The sequence below is a fragment of the Arcanobacterium bovis genome, from assembly GCF_004331995.1.
GTDB classification, from domain to species: domain Bacteria; phylum Actinomycetota; class Actinomycetes; order Actinomycetales; family Actinomycetaceae; genus Arcanobacterium_A; species Arcanobacterium_A bovis.
This window is the reverse complement of sequence record NZ_SJDT01000003.1, coordinates 327,217-344,865: the sequence shown is the minus strand read 5'-3', so window position 1 is coordinate 344,865 and position 17,649 is coordinate 327,217. Positions and strand designations below refer to the sequence as shown.

Sequence of the window (17,649 nt, the reverse complement as noted above, 5' to 3'; positions counted from 1 at the left end):
GAATATCTTGTGATGCAGAGGGCGTTAGTCGGTGATAATCGACTGATCGAGCACCTTCTGTGTCTGGTTTGCGCGGAATTCTTGATATGCCTGATTGATGGCAGGATCGCTGAGCGCGATTACGGATACAGCGAGCAAGGCGGCGTTGTATGCTCCGGTTCCGCCAGTTGCAGTGGTGGCAACTGGAATACCGCGTGGCATCTGTACAGTGGACAGCAGGGAATCTAAGCCGCCTGCGAGCGAGGTGCGCATAGGTACGCCGAATACTGGCAAATGCGTGTGGGAGGCGCAGACGCCGGCAAGGTGAGCGGCGCCGCCTGCACCTGCGATAACGGCGGCAAAGCCACGGTCGGCGAGGCCTGAAATGAATTCTTCTACTGCGGCAGGGGTGCGATGCGCAGAAAGAGCGCGCATTTCGTACTCAATTCCGAACTGTTGAAGCACGGAGCGCGCTTCGTCCATCGCTTCGAGATCAGAGCGAGATCCCATAATAATTGCGACTTTTGCGGTCATCATGACTCCTTAGGGTTGTAAAGCTAGCGGAGAGTTGCCTACTAAAGTGGGTAGTTATCTAGTAAGTGGTGGGCTTTGGAACAGGAGAGCGTTGGAATAGTTGGAATAGGTGACCGCCTGCGCAAAATTGGCAGGCGGTCAGGAAATTAGGCATTCCATGCAGTTCCGGTGAGACGCTCGTATGCGTCGCGGTAGCGTGCTGCGGTATTAGCAATCACATCCTGCGGCAGAGTTGGAGCTGGTAGAGTTTTGTCCCAATCGAGAGTTTCGAGCCATTCACGGAGGAATTGCTTGTCGAAGCTCGCTTGAGCGTGACCCGGCTCCCAGCTTTCAGCTGCCCAGAAGCGCGAGGAATCTGGAGTGAAAGCTTCGTCGCCAAGTGTGAGTACGCCGTCGAGATAACCGAATTCGAACTTGGTGTCTGCGAGCAGGATTCCACGCTCGCGTGCGTAATCAGAAGCTTCGGTGAAGAGTTGCAATGATGCAGATTCGAGCGCTTCGGCGGTTTCGGTGCCCACGACGTTGCGAAGTTCAGCAACGGAGATATTAATATCGTGGCCATTTTCTTCTTTAGTGGACGGCGTGAAGATTGGCTCGGGCAGAGCGTCACCTTGCTTGAGGCCTGCGGGCATTTTCATGCCGTTGATGGTGCCGTCTTTTTGGTAAGACTTCAGCGCTGAGCCTTCGAGATAGCCACGCACGATGCATTCGGCATTGACCATATCGAGCTTGCGCACAAGCATCGAGCGCCGGGCGAGATCCTGTGCGTAATTTGAGAAAGGCTCAGGATAATCAGCGGGATCAACCGAAATCATGTGGTTAGGAATAATATGTTCCAGCTTCTTGAACCAGAAAGCGGAAATACTGTTGAGAATGCCTCCCTTATCTGGGATGGCTTCGTCAAAGACGACGTCGAAAGCGGAAACACGATCCGTTACGACGATCAGTAGGTTCTCATCGAGGTCATATAGGTCGCGGACCTTACCTTGCGAGAGAAGGGGAACTTCAGTTACTGGGCTGTGTTTCATTAAAGTCACGAAAAATACCCTAGTAACTGCCGACCGAGAATTCTTGAGTGTATTGAATGGCGGACGTTTTTTATACGAATTATGAGACGCTGGGAATTTCTTGGGAGGGGGTGAGTAGTTCCCATGCAGCATGCCCGCCCATAAGACCAGCGGAATTGTCGATGAATGTAACTGTGTTTGCGGTAGGTCCGAAAATCTCATCGTGCAAGACGTTCAGTTTCGCGCGCACCGACTCCGTGATGTGGACGGCGTTTCCGCCGCCAATATAAACCTGATCCCATCGGAACACTGGCCACAGTGCCATCACCGCGTCGTATACGCGAGCAGACCAATCGTCGTCGGAAAGTAATGCTCGCGCGTGTTCGCCCAAGATTTCGTCAAATGTCGTATCGTGAAGCGGCGCGTGCGACATTTCGATATGTGGTACCAATGTTCCATTGACGAAGAACGCACAGCCGAGCCCAGTGCCAAGTGTTAGAACAAGTTCCGAGCCATGCCCGCGAATGACTGCGCAAGCTGCTACTTCGGCGTCGTTGACCACCAATGTTGGTATGCCGAACTCACGCACAAACAGCGCTTCGGCGTCGAGGCCATTCCATGCTCGTGCAAGCTGTGGATCTGGGCGGGTGTGTGGGCCGCGCTCGCGGATATAATGCGGAGTAAACACCACGATTCCGCCTCGAATCACGCCAGGTACACCTACAGTAATACGTTGAAAATTGGGATTTCCGAGCAGCTCAATATGTTTGCGCACGATCGTCACGAGGTCTTGTGGTGTAAATGGGTAGACGACGGCCGTGCGCATAGGCTGTGAGGTCGCTTCGCCGAGGCTATTAACGATGGCAGTTTTGATGCCGCCGCCCCCGCAGTCCACGCACAGTGTGTGAATCGTTGCAGTGGGATCGGTTGCAACAGGACTTGTGGTAGCAGGAACTGTGCCGTGCGGCATCGACGCCTGTGTCAACGCCAGTGTAGGCGCAGGCGTCACAAATACTGGAGCCATGTTTGATTGGCTGTCGTTGCTGTGCGATGCTTTTCCCATGACGACGACAGTATCGCAAAATATCCGCTTGAGGTTTGATTTAAGCTACCACGGTGCGCAATTCCACGGTTGGGCGAAGCAGGCTGGTTTGCGAACGGTGCAAGGCGCGCTGGAGTCTGCACTGGCAAAAGTCCTGCGTACAGGCGTGGAGCTTGTAGTTGCGGGACGTACCGACGCGGGTGTACACGCTGCTGGTCAGGTAGCGCATTGTGATGTGCCGCGTGAGCTGTGGCTGCGCGTGCAAGGTAGATCGATTCTCCCGCCGGAAGTGGTCTTGTGTCGGCGAGTAAATGCGGTGCTATCGCATGAAGCGCAGGGTGTGCGTGGCTATTCTGACGTGGTGATACACAAAGTTTCGTGCGTTTCGCCGGAATTTGATGCGCGTTTTTCTGCGCTGTGGCGCTCGTATACGTATCGGATTGCTGATGGGGTGGAACTGTGGGATCCGCGCCGCACTGATGTGCTTTGGCTGGATTATCAGCTCGACGTTGATGCGATGAACCGTGCGGCGCAACCCCTGCTAGGGGAGCATGATTTCCTTTCTTATTGTAAGCCGCGCGAGGGTGCGTCCACGGTGCGCACTTTGCTCGAGTTGGGTTTTCGCAGGGATGACGACGGCGTGCTGCTAGGTTTGGCACGTGCAGATGCGTTCTGTCATTCCCAAGTGCGCACGTTGATGGGAACGCTCATTGAGGTAGGGCGAGGTGCGCAAGGGGAGGATTTTCCCGCGCGTCGTCTGGAAGAAAAGAGCCGATCAAGCCATGTGATCGTTGCGCCACCGCACCCACTCACGCTGGAAGCTGTGGGGTATCCCGAGGAATCTGAGTACGGCGTCCAGGCTCGGGCGGCACGCAGATTTCGTGGTGAAACTCGTGCAGATTCTGGTCAAGAATTGGCTGGGCAGGAAGAATGCTGCGACGACTGTGATCTCTAACAGGAGCTAATGGAATGAATCGGCTCACAGCTCTCCTTTGCTCTTTGACTGGTTCGGCAAGTGCCGATAGAGTTTACTAATGTTGTGCAGTTTGTGCGTAGACGCTATCCCACTCGTCACGTTCATGGCACAACGATGAATAATGTCTTGACCATTGGACTGGTTGAGAATGTGCTCGATTATAAGCCATAACTTCGCACGTTCTTAAGATTAGGTCCACTACAAAGAAACGAAGGCTACGCAAGTGCGCACGTATTCACCGAAGCCCGGCGACGTAGAGAAGAAGTGGTACATCATTGATGCTACCGACGTCGTTCTTGGCCGTTTGGCAGCTCAGGTTGCCACCCTGCTCCGTGGGAAGCATAAGCCGAATTTCGCTCCACATGCGGATACTGGCGATTTCGTCATCATCATCAACGCTGAGAAAGTTGCGTTGACCGGCTCCAAGCGCGAGCAGAAATTTGCTTACCGCCACTCTGGTTTCCCAGGTGGACTGAAGGCAACATCCTACACCGAACTTCTTGCAGTTAACCCAGAGCGGGCTGTGCAGAAGGCGGTTGCTGGCATGCTTCCAAAGAACACTTTGGGACGTCAGCAGCTTTCCAAGCTCAAGATCTACCGTGGTGCGGAGCATCCGCACGCTGCACAGCAGCCGGAAGTTTACGAGCTCAAGCAGGTCGCACAGTAATCCGGAATGAACCGGACAGATTTTAAGGAGAACCGTGGCTGAGACCACCGTCGAAACTGAAGAGCTCGAGGAGACTCTGAGCTCGTACACTAGCGAGAGCGAAGCTCCGCAGACCGGTCAGGGTGCATCCTTGACCGCACCGGGCCAAGGCCTTGGTCGCCGTAAGGAAGCCATTGCCCGTGTCCGTCTCATTCCCGGCACCGGCGAATGGAAGATCAATGGCCGCACGCTGGAAGATTACTTCCCGAACAAGTTGCACCAGCAGCTCGTGCATTCCCCATTTGTGCTCCTTGACATTGAAGGACGCTTTGACGTTGTTGCTCGCATCAACGGCGGCGGCCCATCGGGTCAAGCTGGCGCACTGCGCTTGGGTATCTCCCGCGCGCTCAACGAGATCGACCGTGAGGCAAACCGCCCAGCTCTGAAGAAGGCTGGCTTCCTCACTCGCGATGCTCGCTCCGTAGAACGTAAGAAGGCCGGCCTCAAGAAGGCACGCAAGGCTTCGCAGTTCTCGAAGCGCTGATCATTCAGCACTCGAAGCGCTGATTATGTGCCTCTTAAGGCGCTGAGCAGGGCAAGGCTGATTATTCAGTTACAAACTTTGGTGGCTCGCCCCGAATGGGGGCGAGCCATTTTTGTGTGCTCATATGGTGCATCTTGGTTGAGGCGGGGGCTTGGGCAGGTGCGGGGCGGTGCGCTGTGCCGCATTCGCGAAAGTTGGGGCGTATTTCGCAACTTCTCGATATATATCGAGAAGTTGCGTTTTCCGCACATGTTTTCGGCGGCCGCGAGATAAATCTTCGATTCTACCCGACTTGCTCAAGGGCAATCAGCAACGCTTCTCCTGGTAGAAGATGTGGGGGCCGCAAGCCCCATTCGCTCAAGACGTTGCCAGGCAGCTGAGCGCCATCTATCCACCAATAATGGGCATAGTTGTCCGTTGCTGCGATTCGACTTGTCAAATCTTTAGCTCCCAGTGCTTCAACTCGATAAACAGCCTCTGATTTGAGTCCAGGAAACCTAATCAACCCACTGGGATAGTCTGGCGACGTTTGGCGTTGCACCACGCAGTACACCGCCCGTGACTGATCTACAGCCACCCTGCCGCTCACACGCTGAGCTGGATCTACAATATCTGTATGCACGGCACGGCCCTGAGCGAGCACCTCCCGCCAGACTTTGTAGCGCTCAACCCACTGTTTTGCCTCTGCCAAAGTAGCTGTGTCTAGCTGAGTGATGTCCAATTCAAAACCCAAGCCATACGCAAAAGCTACCGCAGCGCGTGTCGCCAAGCTCAACGTACGACCGGTCTGATGTGAGGGCGAATTGGCGATATGCGCGCCGATTCGCTCTGGCGGAACGATGAGAGCAGTATGGCGCTGGATTTCAGATCGTTCAATCGGATCGGTGCAATCAGAAGCCCATACTCTATCTACTAGTTCGAGAATGGCGAGGTCTATTCGTCCTCCTCCCGAAGAACAGCTTTCAATCTGTAAATTGGGAAACTCTGCTCGCAGTTGCCGTAATAATCGATAAAGTGCCTGCGTCTGCGTGTGTACTGCCGGTCTGCCCGTAAACGGTGAGACCGCTTCAGTGACGAATCGGTTATGATCCCACTTGATATAGTCAATATTCGCATCACGAACCACAGCAGCAATCGATTGAAGTATGTGCTCGTACGTAGCTGGATTCGACAGATCAAGCACGTATTCGTGCCGTCCGGCCACTGGCAAACGCTCGCTATTTGGCGCGATAATCCACTCTGGGTGTGCCCGAGCAAGATCCGAATTGAGTGAGATCATCTCGGGTTCAAACCAAATTCCTAGTTCCATGCCCAGCTCATGGACGTGTTTAGAGAACGGTTCGAGTCCAGCTGGCCACACGTCACGATCAACAGCCCAATCTCCCAGCGCGCGTGTATCGTCACGACGTCCACGGAACCAACCGTCGTCGATAACAAAACGCTCGATACCTAACTCGGCTGCGGTCTGCGCAAGCTTGTGCATCTGTGCAGGATTTTGATCGAAATACACGGCCTCCCAGCTGTTGAAAGTGATGCGTTCTCGCGTGCGGCTATTCGTATCGCGCAGGTGAGAGTGGAAGCGTGCAGAGACGTCGTTCAAGCCGTGCGCCCAAGCGCCGACGACGCGCGGAGAGCCGTATTCTTCGTTCGGCCCAAGCACTATTTCGCCGGGGTAGAGCAGCTCGCCACCGCCAAGTAGCCCCAACGAATACGGGGTACGTTCTGCAAAATGCGTGACGTTACCGCTCCATGCGGTGTGAACGCTAAAGCATTCGCCTGACTCGGCGTCGAAACCCGGCGTGCCAGCGGTGAATAGGAAACCAGAGGAGAAATCCGGCCGGCCCACCCACGATTCTTGCGCCACTCGGCCCTGGTGAAAAGGCTGGCGTTGAGCCGCGCGCTCGCGCAGGTGGTGTCCAGTAAACGTAAGTAGTTCACGTGCGTGAGAAGGGATCGGAAATGCGAGGTTAAGTCGTTGCACGTCGAGTGGAGTAGAGCCAGTATTGCGCAAAGTCGCTTGCTGAACTACCAGTCCGGACGTCGTTATCTCCACGTGAATGCGCAGGCTAAGCTGGGCGACGTCGTCGGTAGCCACTATCGTAGCGCGGCTAGGTGTGTGCTCGATCTCGGTGGTAGTGAAATTGGCGAAAAGTGCCACGCCAGAGCGAGAACAGAGCAGGGCAGGCGTGCCCGTCCAGCCTTCGGCCTGGGTGGGAAGGAGACTAGGAAATTCGCTGATGTCGAGGCCCGCGCCGAGAAGCTGCGGTAACTGGGAGGAAGTCAGATGCAGTGGGGTATTGAATGACGACGGTAACGAGCTTCCCCAATAGGTGATCCTGGGCAGGCCTTCGTCGGGAATCGAGAGTACAAGACTGGTGGGGGCGAGGCTGGCAGGCGTGTGAGTTGTGGGGGTGTGGCTGGTATCGGAAGAGCTGGTAGGCGTGGGTGTGCAGCCATCTGCCAAATTCCCTGCTTGGCGCAGGACTATGTCCGCCTTTGGACTTGATGCGTTGAACATTTGATTCTTGCCAATCAGAGTAGTGAACGACGTTGTGGTAATGATACAACAAAAAGTTCCGAAAGTTTCAAAGTAGTGTATAAATGTGCAGGTAAATAGTTTATTTACGCTTTTCTCTTGACAGTGGTATCGATACCATGTAAACCTACAAGTACTGAATTGTATGTCCGTTCACACGGGAAACCGGTCCAACAGGACAAACGTGTAAACGGCGTCAAGAAATGAACCTTCGGGCACAACCTTCAAGGAGGAAGGCATATGGGTCACAAACGTACCTGGGGAGCTGTTGCGGCAAGTTTCTTGGCTGCAGCACTCATGCTGAGCGGCTGTAGCAATCCAGCGGCAAAGACTAGCGGATCAGACAAAAAGGCGGACGCCAGTTCTGCCGATTACTGGCCAGCTACCGATACCAAGCTAGACGGTGTTGAACTCACCATTTGGGCAGCTCAAACATCTAACAAAATCCCTCTCAAAGTAGTTGCAGACTTCGAGAAAGCCACTGGAGCGAAAGTCAAAGTGCAGACGATTCCAGACAACTACGAGTCCAATGTCCAGACCAAGGTGACGACGGGCGACAGTCCTGACATCCTGTTCTGGCAGCCCACGGCGTCAGCTCTGGCAGGATTTGTTGCGCAAGACAAACTCCAGGTGCTCGATAACGCTCCGTGGAAGAAGAACTACGCAGACGGCGTCGCCGAAGCAGGTGGCACTTATAAAGACAAGACTTATGCTGCAATTATTTCTTCGCCAGACGTGGAAGGTATCTACTACAACAAGAAGGTATTCGCCAAAGCAGGCGTGAAGGAGCTTCCAAAGAATTGGGGCGAATTTATCGCATTGGCAGAAAAGATCCGTGATGCCAAGATTGAGGGTGTGAACTCGGCGCTCTTTGAAATGGCAGGTTCGCAGTGGGGAACCCAGTGGGCTGTGAACGTGCAGCTTGCGGAAGCAGCACGCGATGGCCTTTGGGATCGGATCAACAAGAACAAGGATTCGTTCAGTGGACCAGATATTCTTGGCGCGATCAAAGAATACAAGTCGATGCTCGATAAAGGCCTGTACAACAAGGACGCTGGCTCTGCAAAGGATAGCGATCAGTCGGCAGCTCTTTATGAAGGCAAGACGGCGATGATCATTCAGACTAACGGCACATTCAACGCGATTGCTGCCTTGGCAAATAACGATAAGAAAGTTCTTGATGAGACGATTGGTTTCTTCCCAATCTCGAAGAATGGCAACATTGGCACCTCAATTCCGCAGCAGACCGGGGGAGTGGTTGCCTTCAAGACGGGAGATGCAGCTCGTGAAGCTGCTGCTCGTCAGTTCATCTCATTCTGGATGTCCACTGGTTATGAGAACTTCGTCAAAGACCAGAACATCGTATCTGTTCTCAAGACTGTGAAGACGCCGGATTCGGTTCCGCAGGCGCTGGTAGATTCTGCTGCTTCACTGAAGAACGCTGAAGGCGCAATGCAGTCGCAGGCAGTGGCGAATCCAGATCTGTACTTGAATCTTGCCAATATGGTGAACGGCACGGTAACTCCGGAGCAGGCTGCCAAGGCAACTCAAGATCAGTTCGCACAGCTTGCTAAAGCACAGGGTGTGCCTGGATTCTAAAGTCGGTTGGTGTGTGGTTGCTTCTTCTCTGGTGAAGCAACCACACACTCATAATCTCAAGCATGATCGGAAGAATTAGTACTATGCGTGAGTCGCGGTTAAGTAATTATCCGTTACGTTACCTGATCCCTGCTGGATTCATTCTCGTGGTATTTTTCGTGGTACCAACGGTGATGAATTTTGCCTATTCCTTTACGGATTGGTCGGCGTTCAAGCAAGATATTTCCTTTAACGGATTAAGTAATCTGCAAGAACTATTCAACTCCGGCGTGCTACTTGCCGATATCCGAATCACGTTCATATACGCCGTGCTTGTTGCAGTATTCCAGAATGTGTTTGGGCTGCTCTTGGCGGTGCTTTTTGAAGCGGATACCCGATTGAATCGGCTCGGTCGAACCCTGTTTTTCATTCCAGTGATTATGTCTGCTTTAGCAGCAGGCTACATCTGGCAGGCAGTTCTCAAGACTGACGGCGTCTTGAACCAGATGTTGTCGTTTGTCTCCGGCACCGACGTCGAAATCCAATGGTTAGGTTCAACAACGTGGACTTTGGTAATTATTGCTGCCGTACACGCGTGGAAATGGATGGGCTTTTCCATGCTCACATACCTAGCGGGACTAAAAACGATTGATCCACAGGTTATCGAAGCCGCGACTATTGACGGCGCCTCACATCGCCAAATATTTTGGAAGATCAAGTTTCCGCTGCTTGCTCCGGCACTCACCTTTAATATTGCCACGGCGCTGCTTGGCTCCATGAACTCCTTTGACATCGTGCAGTCAATGACCGCCGGCGGTCCAGGTGGCTCCACGGAAGTGCTCAATCTTTTCATCTGGCGTACTTTTGGCAAAGGTCTTTATGCGCAATCAACGACCATGAGTTTGGTGCTGTTCTTGCTGGTCACTGCTGTGGCAATTCCCGTTATTATCTACTTGCGCCGGAGGGAGAATAAAGTACTATGAGCATTTTGGGGAAGAATTCAGCAGGTAAGCGAACCGTCGGGTTCGCAAGCAGTCTAGCTAGCGCACCTAGAGGAGTTCCAGTAGGCACTGAGCGGTCACGCACCCATAAAATTGCGCACGCTGCTCTAGTTATGCTGGTGATAGCGGTATTTTTGGCGGTGCCATTTTGGATGGCGATTGTAACAGCTGCCAAGACTCAGTCGGAAGCTGTAATACCTGATATGTCGTTGCCCTCGCAATGGCAGTTGCTTGAAAATATCCAAGCAGTGATTGCAGAGGGACACATGGTGCAGGCGTTTATTGGAAGTTTATTAGTCACCGTGCCATCTGTATTTGTGGCACTGTTGTTCGGTGCGATGGCTGCATGGATATTCGCACGGCGCAGCACGCGAGGTACTGCAGTTCTCTACGCTTTGTTTATCTCGGGACTCATCCTGCCACCGTCGGTGGTGACGCTGATGATGCTTCTCAAAATGCTCGGTATCGCAGGCACGGCCCTTGGCATGATTTGCGTGTACACCGGAATTTACCTGTCGATCGTCATTTTCTTCATAACCGGTTTTGTACGCACAATCCCTGTTTCGCTGGAAGAAGCGGCGCGGATTGATGGCGCCAAGCCCGCGCAAGTGTTCTTCAAGATTATTTTTCCGCTGCTCAAGCCTACTATTGCAGCAGCTACGATCCTTATCGTGTTGTATATCTGGAATGACGTGTTCTATGCACTGTTTATTTTGTCTGGAAAGATGAATACCTTGCCGCTCAATCTTTACAACGTGGCAAGCGCCGGTTTGTACCTCAACAACTGGCATTACATTTTTGCGTATATCATCGTGATGACGATCCCGCTTTTGGTGATTTTTATCGTGGGACAACGTAAGATCATATCTGGAATTACCGGCGGTGCCGTCAAATAATATAGGCACTGGCCAGCGGAAAGGCTGTGAAATGGCCTAGCTCCGCTCAAACTGTGGGGAACTAGGAGAGCCATATGGTACGCAAAGGCAACTCGGCGCCAGTGATTAAAGACGTTGCGTTGTGCGCTGGAGTGTCGGTATCAACTGTTTCACGGTATCTCAATGATTCTTCGCATTTGAGCGAGGAGAGTCGCGAGCGCATCGCTCGAGCGATCAAGATTCTCGATTATCGGCCGAGTCCGGTGGCACGTGGGCTGGTCACGTCCAAAACGAAAACAATTGCGGTGTTTTCTACCAACACCACGCTTTACGGTTCAGCTGTGGCGATTCAGGGTATCGAAGATTTTGCCCGTCTCAATGGATATAGCGTGCTTATCTCCAAGCTCGACGACGATTCTCCCGATGCGTTAAAACGTTCGATTGATTTGGTGTCTGATCTGCAACCGAGCGGCATTATTTTGCTCAAATACGACGAAACGGCGGAGGCGGCAGCTCGCATGATGCCGCGGCATATTCCGGTGGTTGCGATTGGTGGGAGCTACGATCCGCGCAGTGCACAGGTGAGCCTCGGTGATTACGACGGCGGAAAGGCAATTACCGAGCATCTGCTCGCGTTGGGGCACAAAACAGTTCACCATATTTGTGTGCCGACGTATCTCAAAGGAGCGAGCCGAACCGACGGATGGGAAGCTGCTCTTGTGGAGAACAATATCCCAATGAGCAGGCCGATTATGGGCGATTGGGAACCAACTGATGCGCGCAGGATCGGGCATGAAATTGCTGATCGTAAAGATGTAAGCGCTATTTTCGCTGGAAACGACGAGATTGCAATGGGGGTAGTGCGCGGGCTTGCCGACCGCGGCGTGCGTGTTCCAGACGATATTAGTGTGGCGGGATTTGACGATCATCCGCTCTCGGCCATTTGGCTACCTGCACTCACAACATATCGTCAAGATTTCGTGGCAGCAGGTAAAGCTGCTGTTGAAGCGCTTTTCAAACGCCTTGCTGAACAGGGTGAGGAGAGCGCCGGAGAAGTGATTGAAATTCACGGCGAGCTTGTGGTTCGCGAGTCTACAGCGGCTCCGCGAGCTTAAATCGAGTACGCATTCGCGAAAGTTGGGGCGTATTTCGCAACATCTGAATATATTTCGAGAACTTGCCCAGATCGCACACGCAATTTCACTCCGTTGGGGTGATTCCACCTACAAAGAACGTAGAAAACGCGCAGAACAGGTGGAATCAATGTTTTGAACAGGTAGAATTGAGTCAAAGCACAACGATCGGAGAACTGTGGCTACGAAGAAAGCGAAAACAAAACACTCAAAGATTATCCTCATCGGTGACGGGGCAGTGGGATCGAGCTACGCTTACGCATTGACCTTGCTTGGAGTCGGACGCGAGCTGGGCATCATCGACATGAATGTCGAAAAAGCCAAGGGTGACGCGATGGACCTTGCCGATGCGCTGTCTTTCACCTCGCCAAAGAAAATCTACGCCGCTACGTACGAGGATTGCGCCGATGCCGGTTTGGTTGTGATTGCTGCCGGTGCGGCTCAGAAGCCAGGCGAAACGCGGTTGGATCTCGTCGATAAGAATTTGCGTATCTTCCATGACATGATTTCGCAGGTAATGGCATCAGGTTTTGATGGCATTTTCCTCGTTGCAACTAACCCTGTAGACGTGCTCACCTACGCAACCTGGCGATTCTCAGGATTGCCCTCAAGCCGTGTACTTGGCTCAGGTACCGCGCTCGATTCGGCGCGCTTGCGCCAAGAGCTGGCAGAACTTCTTGATGTGGACGCACGCAATGTTCACGCCTATATCATGGGTGAACATGGCGATTCTGAGTTTCCAGTGTGGTCGCATGCCAATGTGGGCGGCATGGCTCTGAGCGAATGGATTATGCGCAACCCAGAAACGTCGTCGGCTGCACTCAAAGAGGCATTCCAAAATGTTCAGCAGGCTGCATACCGCATTATCGAGGCAAAAGGCGCCACCTACTACGGTATCGGTGCGGCATTGGCGCGAATTACTCGCGCTATTCTCTCCGATGAAAACTCCATTCTCGCCGTCTCTGGTTATATGAATGGTGAGTATGGATTCGACGATCTCTACATCGGTACTCCAGCAATCGTAGGAGCAGAAGGAATCAAGCAAGTTGTTGGTATCCCGCTTGAAATGACTGAACACGAGGCCATGCGAGCATCGGCTAAGCTATTGAAAGATACCATTGAAGAGTCTTTTGCCAAGCTTGAAGAAGATTTGGGCGTTAAGATTCCAGAAGGAAAAGTGGAATAATCCTCGCTGAGGAATCTGAGAATTCTTAAGATTCCCAGGAATCATTCCCAAAATAAAATCCGACGAATATTGCTAAGGAGCAAGATGTCACGACTATTTGGCACCGACGGCGTGCGCGGGCTCGCAAATAAGGAGATCACAGCCGACTTTGCCCTCCAGCTCGGTGAAGCCGCAGCGCGAGTTCTCGTCAATAAGAAGGGGCTCAAACACCGCCCACGTGCAATCATTGGGCGTGACACTCGCCAGTCATCAGGTATGCTTTCACATGCTCTAGCTGCTGGTTTGGCCAGCGCTGGTGTGGATGTCGAGCACGTGCGGGAGATTCCAACTCCGGGCGTTGCCTATCTGACCTCCGAAGAGGACTACGATCTCGGCGTCATGATCTCGGCCTCCCACAACCCGATGCAGGACAACGGCATCAAATTCATCGACTCCAATGGCTTCAAACTCGACGATGCCATTGAGGACGAGATCGAAGCAGTGCTTGGTCAAGAATGGGATCGTCCTATCGCAGCAGCTGTTGGCGCTATTAGCGAGAGTGCTGAGGTATCGGATCGGTTCTACATGGATCACCTCATCAAGATCGGTGGCGACTTGCATGGATTGCGTATCGCTTTGGACTGCGCAAATGGTGCGGCGTCCGACGTCGCTCCGCGGGTTTTCCAGAAGCTCGGTGCCGACGTCGTGGTTATTAACGCAGCTCCGGACGGTAAGAATATCAACGACAACTGTGGATCGACGCATCCGGAACAGTTGCAGGCGCTCACGGTTGCGACGAAAGCCGATTTTGGTTTCGCATTTGATGGCGACGCCGATCGCTGCCTCGCCGTCAACCACAAGGGCGAGCTGGTGGACGGCGATCAGATCATGGGCATGCTAGCTGTGGCGATGAAAGAACAAGGGCGTCTCAAACGCAATACTTTGGTGCTCACAGTAATGTCGAATCTCGGTCTACACCTCGCCATGAAGGCCAAGGGCGTGAAGACGATTTCAACTAAGGTTGGCGATCGCTACGTGCTCGAGGAAATGCTCGCGAAAGACTACAACTTGGGTGGTGAGCAGTCGGGACACATTATCAACCTCGACAATGCCACGACCGGCGATGGCACCTTGACGGCCGTGCTGGTAGCCACTGAGATTGCCAAGAGTGGGAAGAGCCTCGAAGAGATGGTCTCGTTCATTCAGCGCTTGCCACAAACTCTGATCAACGTGCCGAACGTGGACAAAAACGGCGTGGACGCAGTGGCTGCAGAAGTAGCGAAAGTGGAAGCTGAGCTTGGAGAAACGGGACGCGTACTCTTGCGTGCATCTGGCACCGAGCCGCTCATTCGCGTGATGGTGGAAGCGGCTACGCAAGAGGAAGCTGATCGGGCTGCTCAGCATCTAGCCGACGTAGTGAAGAACAAGCTCAGCTTATAGGAAGTACACGCTCAGCTTATAGCTTGCGAAGCATTATCTCGTTGATCACGTGATCGTCGTTCTTGTGGAGAATCACTGTGGCGCGGGTGCGGGTGGGCGCGATATTTTCGCGCAGGTTGGGAAGGTTGATGCTTTTCCAGATATCTCGCGCCAGTTGGTCGGCTTCCGCGTCCGTCAAATGCATGTAGTTCTTGAAGAATGAGCGATCGTCGGCGAATGCGGTGGAACGTAGCTTGCGGAAGCGCTCGATATACCATTTTTCGAGGCTGTTTTCGCTGGCATCGAGGTAAATCGAGAAATCAAAGTAGTCTGAGACCGCACGAAATTCGCCGTCGGTGGAAGAAAGGCGCGGAGGCTGTAACACATTCAGACCTTCGACGATGAGAATATCGGGTTGGTCGATGGTGAGAAATTCGCCGGGCACAATATCGTATGTGACGTGGTCGTATATCGGTACCTTGAGATTGCGCTTTCCTGCTTTGACCGCCGAGAGTAGGTTGATCAAGCCATGCCGATCATACGACTCTGGAAACCCCTTGCGGTGCATGATGCCTTGCTGCTCAAGCTGGGTGTTGGGCAATAGGAAGCCGTCGGTGGTGATTAAATCTACGTTCGGCGTCTGCTCCCACCGTTTCATGAGCTCTTGAAGGAGGCGAGCTGCTGTCGATTTTCCAACGGCAACTGAGCCTGCAATTCCGATGATCCATGGAGTTTTGGTGTCGGCGCGGTTTAAAAATGCATTTTCTTCGGCGAGAAGGTGCATGGTGCGCCGCGCATACATCTGTATCAGCGCAGATAATGGCCGATAAATTGCATCCACTTCGGCGAGATCTACCGGATCGCCCAAACTGGCAAGATTGCGAATATCGTGGTCGCTGAGTGGTAATTCGGTAGTCTCAGCGAGTTTGCGCCATTGTGCACTGGGAATCGACACATAAGGCGAGGGCACCGCCGCAGCACTCGAAGTGGAAAAAGAATTCATGCCCACTAGTTTTCCAGTATTTCGCTCGGCAACCAAGTTTTATCTTCGTCTGGCGGCGTCGGTGGCTTCCGTGTCCTTCGCAGGATGACGGCGTTACGTTACGTCCGAGTTGTCTGTTTCGTTACGTTTGCGCGCCGCTGCGATGCGGGTATCGATGCCGGTGGCTTCCTTTCGCTCTCGCAGGTTTCGTTCGCTTCGTGAGAGTCCTGCTTTGGAGCCACTGCTCAATGCGTTAGTCTTAAAGGTATGTGTGGAATTGTTGGATATGTAGGTTCCCAGAGCTCGTCAAAGGCTCTGGATGTTGTGATTGAAGGTCTTACCCGGTTGGAATACCGCGGCTATGATTCTGCTGGAATCGCGCTCGCGGCGGATTCTGGCATTACGGTACGGAAAAAGGCAGGACGCGTTGAAAATCTCAACGAACTGTTAGAAAAATCTGCAATACCGCAGGCACACAGTGCTATCGGGCACACGCGCTGGGCAACGCACGGTTCCCCGAGCGATGCCAATGCTCATCCTCATTGCTCGCCCGATGGAGAGATTACCATCGTTCACAATGGCATCGTAGAAAACCATCAAGAACTGCGCGAACAGTTGCTTGCCGCTGGATCGACGTTCTTATCTGAGACGGATTCGGAAATTGTGGCGCATCTGCTTGGCAAGGCGTACGCCGAGCATAAAGATTTAGAAATTGCGATGCGTGAAGTGGTAAATCTTCTTGAGGGTTCGTTCGCATTAGTGGCGATCGCGCACCAAGAACCAGGGAAAATACTGGCAGCCCGCCGCAACTCTCCGCTCGTCGTCGGCATTGGAGATGGAGAGAACTTCCTCGGCTCGGACGTGGCAGCATTCGTTGGCTACACGCGGCAGGCGATGGCGATTGATCAAGACCAAATCGTGGTGCTCACAGCTGATTCGATTGCAGTCACTGATTTTGCTGGTAACCCAGTTGAAACGAGCACTTATGAAGTGAATTGGGATGTTGAAGCTGCGATGACGGACGGCTTCGACACCTACATGGAGAAAGAAATTCACGAACAGCCGCGCGCTGTGGCGGAAACACTTTTGGGGCGCCGCACCAAAAACGGCGAGCTCCACTTAGACGAGCTAAGAATGGACGAAGCTGACTTGCGTGCAATCGATAAGATCATCGTGATTGCCTGCGGTTCAGCAGCTTATGCAGGGCATGTGGCGCGATACGCGATTGAGCATTGGTGCCGCATTCCGGTAGAAGTAGAGCTTGCACACGAATTCCGCTATCGCGATCCGGTGGTCAATTCCCGCACCCTTGTGGTTGCTATCTCCCAGTCTGGCGAGACGATGGATACGCTTATGGCGGTGCGCCATGCCCGTGAGCAGGGTGCAAGAGTACTGGCAATCGTCAATGTTTTTGGCTCCACGATTGCGCGCGAAGCCGATGCGGTGCTTTACACGCATGCAGGACCAGAAGTCGCAGTGGCTTCGACGAAGGCTTTTTCGGCACAAATTGCCGCTGCTTATCTGCTTGGCTTGTATCTGGCGCAGTTGCGCGGAAACAAATACTCAGACGAAGTGGCCACATATCTTAACGAACTTGCAATGATGCCGCAGCGCATGGAATCGGTGCTCGCTCAGGAGGACGCCGTCAAAGAGTTGGCGCGCAAGATGAGCGACGTCGAATCGGTGCTGTTCTTGGGACGTCACGTCGGATTCCCTATCGCCTTGGAGGGCGCGCTTAAACTCAAAGAACTGGCGTATATCCACGCGGAAGGCTTTGCGGCCGGAGAGTTGAAGCATGGACCAATCGCGCTGGTAGAGGAGGACTTGCCGATTTTCGTGATCGTTCCGACGCCGCGTCGCCCCCTTTTGCACGCAAAAGTGATTTCAAATCTCGAAGAAGTCAAGACGCGCGGTGCACGAGTTGTCGTGGTGGCTGAAGAAGGCGATACCGCTGTTGACAACCTTGCAGAGCTGATTATTCGCGTTCCGCACTCAACGCCAACTCTCATGATGCCGCTGGTGACGATTATCCCGCTCCAGATTTTCGCCTGTGAGTTGGCACGGCAAAAGGGCTACGACGTCGATAAGCCACGCAATTTGGCGAAGGCAGTGACGGTCGAATAATACGTTTTGGCTTTGGTGCCAACCAAATAGCACCTGCTGGTTGAGTCGACAACTGAACGGCACGAAAGCTGAACAACACAACCGAATAAGGCGTGCAGAAAATGGAGG

16 protein-coding genes are annotated in these 17,649 nt (G+C 53.2%); 10 read left to right on the top strand and 6 right to left on the bottom strand.

All coding sequences use genetic code 11. From position 1 onward, the window contains the following. Positions 1 to 24 precede the first annotated feature (24 nt). The 3 genes from purE to EZJ44_RS05280 form a co-directional block, all read right to left on the bottom strand. On the bottom strand, positions 25 to 513 hold the full coding sequence (purE, locus tag EZJ44_RS05290; RefSeq protein ID WP_131280983.1) for a 5-(carboxyamino)imidazole ribonucleotide mutase: 489 nt from the start codon (positions 511 to 513) through the stop codon (positions 25 to 27). Positions 514 to 659: 146 nt separating this feature from the next. Then, the gene (locus EZJ44_RS05285; RefSeq protein ID WP_131281086.1) at positions 660 to 1,541 is read right to left on the bottom strand and encodes a phosphoribosylaminoimidazolesuccinocarboxamide synthase; all 882 of its coding nucleotides are present in this window, start codon (positions 1,539 to 1,541) and stop codon (positions 660 to 662) included. A 79-nt stretch (positions 1,542 to 1,620) separates the two neighbouring features. Then, on the bottom strand, positions 1,621 to 2,544 hold the full coding sequence (locus EZJ44_RS05280; RefSeq protein WP_206661848.1) for an ROK family protein: 924 nt from the start codon (positions 2,542 to 2,544) through the stop codon (positions 1,621 to 1,623). Here EZJ44_RS05280 and EZJ44_RS05275 point away from each other — a divergent pair. From EZJ44_RS05275 to rpsI, 3 genes are all read left to right on the top strand, one after another. Further along, positions 2,543 to 3,517, top strand: a complete 975-nt coding sequence (locus EZJ44_RS05275) for a tRNA pseudouridine synthase A (RefSeq protein WP_338324612.1) — start codon at positions 2,543 to 2,545, stop codon at positions 3,515 to 3,517. The two genes, EZJ44_RS05280 and EZJ44_RS05275, sit on opposite strands and share 2 nt — an antisense overlap. Positions 3,518 to 3,761: 244 nt before the next feature. After that, positions 3,762 to 4,205: a 50S ribosomal protein L13 gene (gene rplM / locus EZJ44_RS05270; protein WP_124054064.1), complete on the top strand. Its 444-nt coding sequence runs from the start codon at positions 3,762 to 3,764 to the stop codon at positions 4,203 to 4,205. Between the two features lie 34 nt (positions 4,206 to 4,239). Beyond that, entirely contained in the window at positions 4,240 to 4,728 is a 489-nt protein-coding gene (rpsI, locus tag EZJ44_RS05265) for a 30S ribosomal protein S9 (protein WP_131280981.1), read from the top strand. Between the two features lie 283 nt (positions 4,729 to 5,011). Here the strand turns inward: rpsI and EZJ44_RS05260 are convergent, their stop codons facing one another. Further along, positions 5,012 to 7,246, bottom strand: a complete 2,235-nt coding sequence (locus tag EZJ44_RS05260; RefSeq protein WP_131280979.1) for an alpha-galactosidase — start codon at positions 7,244 to 7,246, stop codon at positions 5,012 to 5,014. A 258-nt stretch (positions 7,247 to 7,504) separates the two neighbouring features. On the opposite strand from EZJ44_RS05260, the gene EZJ44_RS05255 reads away from it, so the two are divergent. From EZJ44_RS05255 to glmM, 6 genes are all read left to right on the top strand, one after another. After that, a complete protein-coding gene (locus tag EZJ44_RS05255) occupies positions 7,505 to 8,863 on the top strand; it encodes an ABC transporter substrate-binding protein (RefSeq protein WP_131280976.1) in 1,359 nt (452 codons plus the stop codon). A 62-nt stretch (positions 8,864 to 8,925) separates the two neighbouring features. Beyond that, a complete protein-coding gene (locus EZJ44_RS05250; RefSeq protein WP_131280973.1) occupies positions 8,926 to 9,825 on the top strand; it encodes a carbohydrate ABC transporter permease in 900 nt (299 codons plus the stop codon). Beyond that, the gene (locus tag EZJ44_RS05245) at positions 9,822 to 10,739 is read left to right on the top strand and encodes a carbohydrate ABC transporter permease (RefSeq protein WP_131280970.1); all 918 of its coding nucleotides are present in this window, start codon (positions 9,822 to 9,824) and stop codon (positions 10,737 to 10,739) included. Before EZJ44_RS05250 ends, EZJ44_RS05245 begins: the two co-directional genes overlap by 4 nt. A gap of 74 nt (positions 10,740 to 10,813) precedes the next feature. Next, positions 10,814 to 11,833, top strand: a complete 1,020-nt coding sequence (locus tag EZJ44_RS05240; RefSeq protein ID WP_131280967.1) for a LacI family DNA-binding transcriptional regulator — start codon at positions 10,814 to 10,816, stop codon at positions 11,831 to 11,833. 196 nt (positions 11,834 to 12,029) lie between these two features. Continuing rightward, entirely contained in the window at positions 12,030 to 13,037 is a 1,008-nt protein-coding gene (locus EZJ44_RS05235; RefSeq protein WP_131280964.1) for an L-lactate dehydrogenase, read from the top strand. An 84-nt stretch (positions 13,038 to 13,121) separates the two neighbouring features. Beyond that, a complete protein-coding gene (glmM, locus tag EZJ44_RS05230; protein WP_131280960.1) occupies positions 13,122 to 14,456 on the top strand; it encodes a phosphoglucosamine mutase in 1,335 nt (444 codons plus the stop codon). Positions 14,457 to 14,472: 16 nt separating this feature from the next. On the opposite strand, the gene coaA is transcribed toward glmM, so the two are convergent. Further along, positions 14,473 to 15,438: a type I pantothenate kinase gene (coaA, locus tag EZJ44_RS05225; protein ID WP_131280958.1), complete on the bottom strand. Its 966-nt coding sequence runs from the start codon at positions 15,436 to 15,438 to the stop codon at positions 14,473 to 14,475. 93 nt (positions 15,439 to 15,531) lie between these two features. Beyond that, on the bottom strand, positions 15,532 to 15,666 hold the full coding sequence (locus EZJ44_RS08955) for a hypothetical protein (RefSeq protein WP_277751395.1): 135 nt from the start codon (positions 15,664 to 15,666) through the stop codon (positions 15,532 to 15,534). Positions 15,667 to 15,684: 18 nt separating this feature from the next. Here EZJ44_RS08955 and glmS point away from each other — a divergent pair, with 18 nt between their 5' ends. Further along, on the top strand, positions 15,685 to 17,541 hold the full coding sequence (glmS, locus tag EZJ44_RS05220; protein ID WP_131280955.1) for a glutamine--fructose-6-phosphate transaminase (isomerizing): 1,857 nt from the start codon (positions 15,685 to 15,687) through the stop codon (positions 17,539 to 17,541). Positions 17,542 to 17,649: the final 108 nt, after the last annotated feature.